At 48.5% G+C, this 6,265-nt stretch carries 7 protein-coding genes; 2 read left to right on the top strand and 5 right to left on the bottom strand.

Annotated elements, in window-relative coordinates:
• Together Q0294_RS18750 and Q0294_RS18745 are read left to right on the top strand one after the other, a co-directional pair.
• Positions 1 to 944: HD-GYP domain-containing protein (locus Q0294_RS18750; RefSeq protein ID WP_299468507.1), on the top strand; the 944-nt coding region annotated here is incomplete at its 5' end.
• 75 nt (positions 945 to 1,019) lie between these two features.
• Positions 1,020 to 1,640, top strand: a complete 621-nt coding sequence (locus tag Q0294_RS18745; protein WP_299468505.1) for a hypothetical protein — start codon at positions 1,020 to 1,022, stop codon at positions 1,638 to 1,640.
• Positions 1,641 to 1,646: 6 nt separating this feature from the next.
• Here the strand turns inward: Q0294_RS18745 and Q0294_RS18740 are convergent, their stop codons facing one another.
• The 5 genes from Q0294_RS18740 to Q0294_RS18720 form a co-directional block, all read right to left on the bottom strand.
• Positions 1,647 to 2,933, bottom strand: coding sequence for a beta-ketoacyl-[acyl-carrier-protein] synthase family protein (locus Q0294_RS18740; RefSeq protein WP_299468503.1), 1,287 nt, complete (start codon positions 2,931 to 2,933; stop codon positions 1,647 to 1,649).
• Positions 2,934 to 2,974: 41 nt separating this feature from the next.
• Positions 2,975 to 3,169 carry a hypothetical protein gene (locus Q0294_RS18735; protein WP_299468501.1) on the bottom strand — a complete coding sequence of 65 codons (195 nt, stop codon included), beginning with the start codon at positions 3,167 to 3,169 and terminating at the stop codon, positions 2,975 to 2,977.
• A 183-nt stretch (positions 3,170 to 3,352) separates the two neighbouring features.
• Positions 3,353 to 3,868, bottom strand: coding sequence for an HYExAFE family protein (locus Q0294_RS18730; RefSeq protein WP_299468499.1), 516 nt, complete (start codon positions 3,866 to 3,868; stop codon positions 3,353 to 3,355).
• A gap of 125 nt (positions 3,869 to 3,993) precedes the next feature.
• Complete coding sequence (gene hisS, locus Q0294_RS18725; RefSeq protein ID WP_299468497.1) at positions 3,994 to 5,328, bottom strand: histidine--tRNA ligase; 1,335 nt, start codon at positions 5,326 to 5,328, stop codon at positions 3,994 to 3,996.
• 79 nt (positions 5,329 to 5,407) lie between these two features.
• Positions 5,408 to 5,854, bottom strand: a complete 447-nt coding sequence (locus Q0294_RS18720; RefSeq protein ID WP_299468495.1) for a YkgJ family cysteine cluster protein — start codon at positions 5,852 to 5,854, stop codon at positions 5,408 to 5,410.
• Positions 5,855 to 6,265 lie beyond the last annotated feature (411 nt).

The raw sequence follows: 6,265 nt of genomic DNA, 5'->3' as shown, positions 1-6,265 counted from the left end.
ATACATCCCAGTTTATGTCAGACAGTAAAGCCGCATTTGACGAGTTGAATCTGGCCCGTCTGGTCGCACAGTTTGACGGCTATCATTGGAATCAGCCACTGGTGATTAATCAGGTGGAGAGTTCTCTGCTGTCACTGGAATTTCCTGACTTACATAACATGGTGCTCGTTCCGATTTCTGACGGGACCAATTCTTATGGTTGGATTCTCAGTTGCAATTTGCTGAAAAGTGAAGAATACGGGACGATCCAGGCAAGTCTTTTAAATTCCGTCGCCTCTTTTCTGGGTACTCACCTGAGAAATATTGATCTCTATGCTCAACAGGAAGAGTTAATGTTGAGTTTTGTGAAGTCCTTCATTTCGACGCTCGACGCCAAGGATCCCTACACGAGAGGTCATAGTGAGCGAGTTGCTTTGATTGCACAACATCTGGCGAAGCAATTGGGGTATTCCGGGGAGTTTCTGCAGGAGATTTACCTATCCGGTTTGCTGCATGATATTGGTAAAATTGGAGTGGATGACGGAATTCTACGGAAGGAAGGCAAACTGACTGACGAGGAATTTGCCCAGATTCAGAAACACCCGATGATCGGTTATAAAATCCTGTCCGGCATTAAAAAGCTGCAGAATATTTTGCCGGGAATTCGAAACCATCATGAGCAAATTGATGGGCACGGTTATCCGGACAGATTAAAGGGAAATGAGATTCCTCTGATGGCCCGCATTATCGCTGTTGCAGACGCTTATGATGCAATGGGGAGTGACCGTCCTTATCGAAACGGAATGCCTCTGGAAAAACTCGAAATCATCTTCAGAGAGGGTAAAGGTTTCCAATGGGACTCTGATGTGATTGAAGCCTATTTTCAGATAAGAGAAGAAATCATTCAGCTTTCTCAAAAATATAATGAGAAAGCGAAATCGCTGGTTGGGACTTGCCTGAACTGATAAACTAAACCCCATATAAACGGACTTCATCTATTTGTGTGATCCGTATTGAATAGGGAGTGGATGGTGCAGGTAATGGTGCGACGGTTACAGTTCTTTTTGATGCTTCTAACTCTGACTTCATTCTGGGTTTACGGTTGTGATTCTGATCATGCAGACCCCAAAACCGATTTGCCCGTACCGGAAGCGGAACCTCTTTCACGTTCCTCTACGAAGTCCGACAAAGTTGATGCACAGGGGACGGGATTAAAAGAATTTGACGGGATTCGGTTTCAAGTGCCTGAGGGCTGGGAGCAGGTTACACTCTCTCCTGCGCAACAGGGGTTAATTACCGCCAGTTTTAGAATGCCTCAGGCGGGTAATGAGATCACGCTCACGCTTTCTTCCGTTGGTGGCGGCATTGATGCCAACCTACAGAGATGGGGCGGACAGTTTCAATTGCCACCGGGGGAAACTCCCCTGCAGGAATCGATTCGGGTAGATCATGAGGATGCGGTCTGGCTGGATTTAAGAGGCACGTTTGATTCGGGGCCGGCTTTCAATTCCGCCGCGGAATCCGGGATGAGAATGATCGGCGTGGCAATTCCCCGTTCACCCCGGGATTTTTATCTCAAGTTAACCGGTCCGCGTGAACAGCTGCTGAAAGTCGAAGATGAGTTTCGCCACTTCGTGAAATCGGCCCGCTTTGTGCAATAGTCGGGATCAACGGGAATGATCCCATTTTCGGATCAGCCCCGCGACAAGGTGCCCCCCGAAACCAAATGACAGTTTCAGAGACGTTTTGATTTCTTTTGGTTCCGCTTTACCCGGTGTGTAATTCAAATCACATTCCGGGTCAGGGGTTTCCAGATTGACGGTCGGCGGAACCAGACTGTCTCGCATTGCCAGCAGGGTGAATGCCAGCTCGACGCTTCCTGCAGCCCCCAGCAGATGTCCCATTCCCCCTTTTAAGCTAGAGCAGCTGATGGTGCGGGAGAGCGCGCCTAGCGCGTTGTTGATCGCTCGAGTTTCATAGATATCATTTATCTGAGTTCCCGTGCCGTGCAGGTTAATGTAGTCGATTTCTGCAGGCGAAATGTGAGCGCGGTCTAAGATTCCGGTAATCAATCTGGCAAGGCTTTCTGCAGAGGGATCGAATTGCATTAAATGTGTGGAATCGGAACCCAGGCCTCCCGTTAACCATTCCGCATAAGGTACGGCATTTCGATTCAAGGCGTGCTCTAACGATTCCAGAACAAGGATCCCGGCACCTTCACCGACCACAAATCCATTTCGTCTCCGATCGTACGGCCTGCAGGCTGAACCGGGGGACTCAAAGTCTGTCGCCAGGACTCCCATACGTTGAAAAGAGCCGAGGACAGCGGGTAGCAGAGAAGCATCTGCACTACCTGCAAATACCGTGTCGCAGACACCCTCTCGAATCAGGTCTGCTCCCCGCATGATGCTGGAAAACCCGGTCGCACAAGCAGAGACCGGAGATAACGCAGCCCCTTGCAGATTATAGTGTTCTGCAACTGATTGACTGGCGGCACTGGGAAAACATTGCAACCAGAAATCAGATGGGATCTGTTTTGCATGCTCGGCGGGGATTCGCGTTAAATCTGACATTTGTGCAAAACCAGCCATCCCCCCTTTACTGGAGCCGATCACACAGCCGGCTGATTCTCTGGAAAGCAGACTTAGATCCAGACCCGCGTCCTGAATAGCTTCTGCTGTCGCTTTCAAAGCTAAAGTGATTGAAGGTTCTCTCAGAAGCGGGGTCTGACTGGATAATGAAGCGGAAGAGAGAGTTTTGTCTGGAATCACTCCACCAGCAACAGGACGGTTTAGCTGGTTCGACAAATCATCCAGCAGACATGTTGCAGAATGACCTGTGACTAGTTTCTGCCAGGATTGTTCCCGGTCTACCGCGTAAGGGGTGATTAAACCAATGCCTGTAATCACGACCCTGCGGGGAGAATACTCAGATACCGAAAACTTTGGTCGCATTAGAACTAAAATGTCGTAGAGGGGAAGCGAGTAGAGAACGATCAGGAACGGTGGCTGGTTCGGCAGATAGCAAATAAAGCCAAACCGAACAGGACGGCAACCAGAATGTATTCAAAGATGGAAGTTTGAGATTCCGATACCAGACCACTTTGCTCTTCGCCTTGTGCCATAACCGTTGTCGTTGCAGACAGGAAGAATCCCGAAATGGATAATAAACCGGGTAAACGTCTCGCCATGTTCTGATATCTTTTCTTGATCATTGAAATCTACTAGTCAAAACGGAATTAAAGGAAATTCTGTCTGGTAATTGTAGCAGTCTCGCCTCAAAACTGCATCAGGAAAATGGAATTACTGTCAGAATCCTGACCGAAAAAGGAGAGGGGTTTTCTGATTTCGGAAATCAGAATTAGCCCGCACTTTCAGGATTGAATGATCGCATCGACAGGTTGTCGCATTTCATGAAAGTCCTGCTGGTGCAGAAATACGGTCTGCCAGCTGTGAGACCGGGGCCTCATTTTGAGACGGTATTCATCGATTTTTACCAGATAGAATGCGTAGAGACTCCCTTTGTATGCAAAGAGTTTTTCCAGATTGTTTGAGATGGAATCCGGTGGAAGCTGATAGGCGAAAACGAAACTGGAGATGAAACCCTCTCCAAAGAGTTCCTGCCACTGTTGCAGTCCCTGAATATCTTCAATGGTCGCCCAGTTTTCCCAGCGACGTCTGTTGATCTGGTCCGGATAGATTTCCGTCCTGCCTTTGACGTCAATTAACAGATTGGGACCCTCTTTCGCGTAAACGATAAAGTCCAGTGATTTGATGGATGCATTTTGAGCCAGAGCTCTGCGTTTCTCATCCACAGCCACGTACGGAATTCTTGATGTGCGCAGATAGTTCTCAAAAGCGGCTTCATAATGATTTCTGCGGAGCACCATCAGCCAATTCTCTCCTCTCTCACCCCAATGGACGAACTGATCATGTGACAATCGTAGCGGGGTTTGCAGTAAAGGTCCAGACTTTTAAGGTGATTTTGGATTGGGGTTCAGTAGGTTCAGGCCGGTCATTTTGCCGACTCTGATGTCAGCAGGCCTTGAACGAACTCCAGCAATGCCACTTCTTTGACAGCGGTTTGCGTTCCTGTTTGCAACTCCTTGACCTGCCACTCCTGCTTCTCGAATTCGTCCGCTCCCGCGACGATCACGATTTTGAACCCATGCCGATTGGCATATTTGAACTGTTTTTTAATCGCGGTGGTGTCAGGATAAACTTCGACATTCAGTCCATTCAGTCGCAGATTACGGGCCAGCCTGAGGTACTCGGGAGTATATTTTTTGTCCATCTGAGTCACCAGAATTGGAGCGGGCGTGGAAACTTCCTGCAGCAGGTTGAGTTCCTGCATCGCTGCCAACAGACGGTCCAGACCCAGGCTTGCTCCGACTCCCGGCAATGCCTGTGTTGTGAAGAGTTCAGCTAGATTGTCATAGCGGCCTCCCGAGCAAACACTCCCGATTCCCGGTAACTGATTCAAAAATGTCTCATATATGGTTCCGGTGTAATAATCGAGGCCGCGCGCAATCGAAGGATCCAGAACAATACGTTCGCCGGGAATGCCGGCTCTTTCAACGGATTGAAAAATTTCCCGCAGGTATTGCACTCCCTGCTCTCCACAGGCATTTCCGGAAAGTTGCTGTTCCAGAGAATTCAGGATCGTTGCGGTTGAGCCTTGGGCCGTCGTCAATGAAATGACTTTTTCTGCCTGTTCCTGGGTGAGCCTGCCCTGCCCTCGCATTTCTTTGATGACCGCTTCAGGGCCAATTTTAGGGAGCTTGTCAAGCGCCCGTAACACTTCTGCTGATTGTGCCTGCAGCCCCAGGATTTCCAGCAGGCCGTTCAGGATCATGCGATTGTTGATGCGGATCGTGAACTCGGAAAAGCCAATCTTCACCATCAGATCGTGGATAATAAAGAGTGTCTCAATGTCGGCGGAATTCGAAGTGGTGCCAATCGTGTCAAAATCACATTGAACAAATTCGCGGTAACGTCCTTTTTGCGGTCGCTCGCCGCGCCAGACCGTACCGACATGATAGCGTTTAAACGGGATTCCCAGTTCATTGATGTTTTGTGCGGCAAACCGGGCAAACGGGACTGTCAGGTCAAAACGCATGGCAACATCGCGGCCTCCCTGCTCAAACCGGAACATCTGCTTGTCTGATTCTTCGCCCCCTTTTCCGGTGAGAATCTCAGTGTATTCCAAGGCGGGGGTATCGATCGGGCTGAAGCCATAACTGCGGTAGACTGACTTGGCCGTTTCAATCAGTTGTTCCCGGGGAATCATGGCCGCAGGCAGGTAGTCCCGAAACCCTTTGAGCGTACGTGGTTCAATTAATTTTTTCACAGTTTTCTACCGACTTCGATCGTGGGCGATCTCGCTGTTGACTTGAGTATTAAATACTGGGAGTAGTTCAATCAGGATCCTAAACTTGAACAACGGGCAGTTTTTGTGTCTGCGTTCCTGTTTCAGATTTTTTTCTTTTCTTTTTTACCGGAGGCAGAACAGCATGCGCATACTCCCAGATTTGTTCCGGTGTTTCGAATAAACGGTCATACGTTCCGTCATTATCGTATTCACAATCATCGGTTGTGTAGGAACGGCAAATCCTGGGACGGTCTTCATAGTTGCCGCATCGATAATCTGGCAGGATGTATTTGCAATCTCCATACACCATTAAAAACCACACATCTTCATCCACAAAAATCGCACACTGACCGTGCATGATATACCAGCGCATGTGGTCGAAATCTTCCCAATCAACAGGTGTTTCGATTGGTAATGCAAAATACCGACAACAGCGAGCTGTACAATAGCTGCATAAAACTTCCCCGGTTTTGAGGTCAGCCCGTTTTACTGTGACTGTTGACATTGTCGTTTCCCTTGATGAATTAAATGAGTTCCAGATCCCGGAAAGGTTCGGGGGCAATGTATCCATAAAATTGCAGGTGAGTGCTTTATATTACTGATTCCGTGGTTCCGGGAAATAGTCAGCCGAAAAGGGACGGGGAGAAAATTCAGTATAACCAGTAATCTCTCTATCACCCCAGTCTGTAAAGAATCAGGGTATTTTATAGGTCATCTTGCCGGAAAATGCACGGAATCAGGGGATAGAAACTTCGGGTTTTCAATCAGAATCCATACTGGTTCTAGGTGCCATTTTCAACGGAAGCCTGTTCCGCGATGGAATGAAACCAGATTCTGATTCAGATTTGTCGGTTTTACCGATTATCCCGTCGGGATAAGGGGTATAATTGAGGTTTCTCCTTGACCCTGATTTGTC

It is taken from the genome of uncultured Gimesia sp., from assembly GCF_937919775.1.
Taxonomy (GTDB): Bacteria; Planctomycetota; Planctomycetia; order Planctomycetales; family Planctomycetaceae; genus Gimesia.
This window is presented reverse-complemented; position numbering and strand designations above follow the sequence as displayed.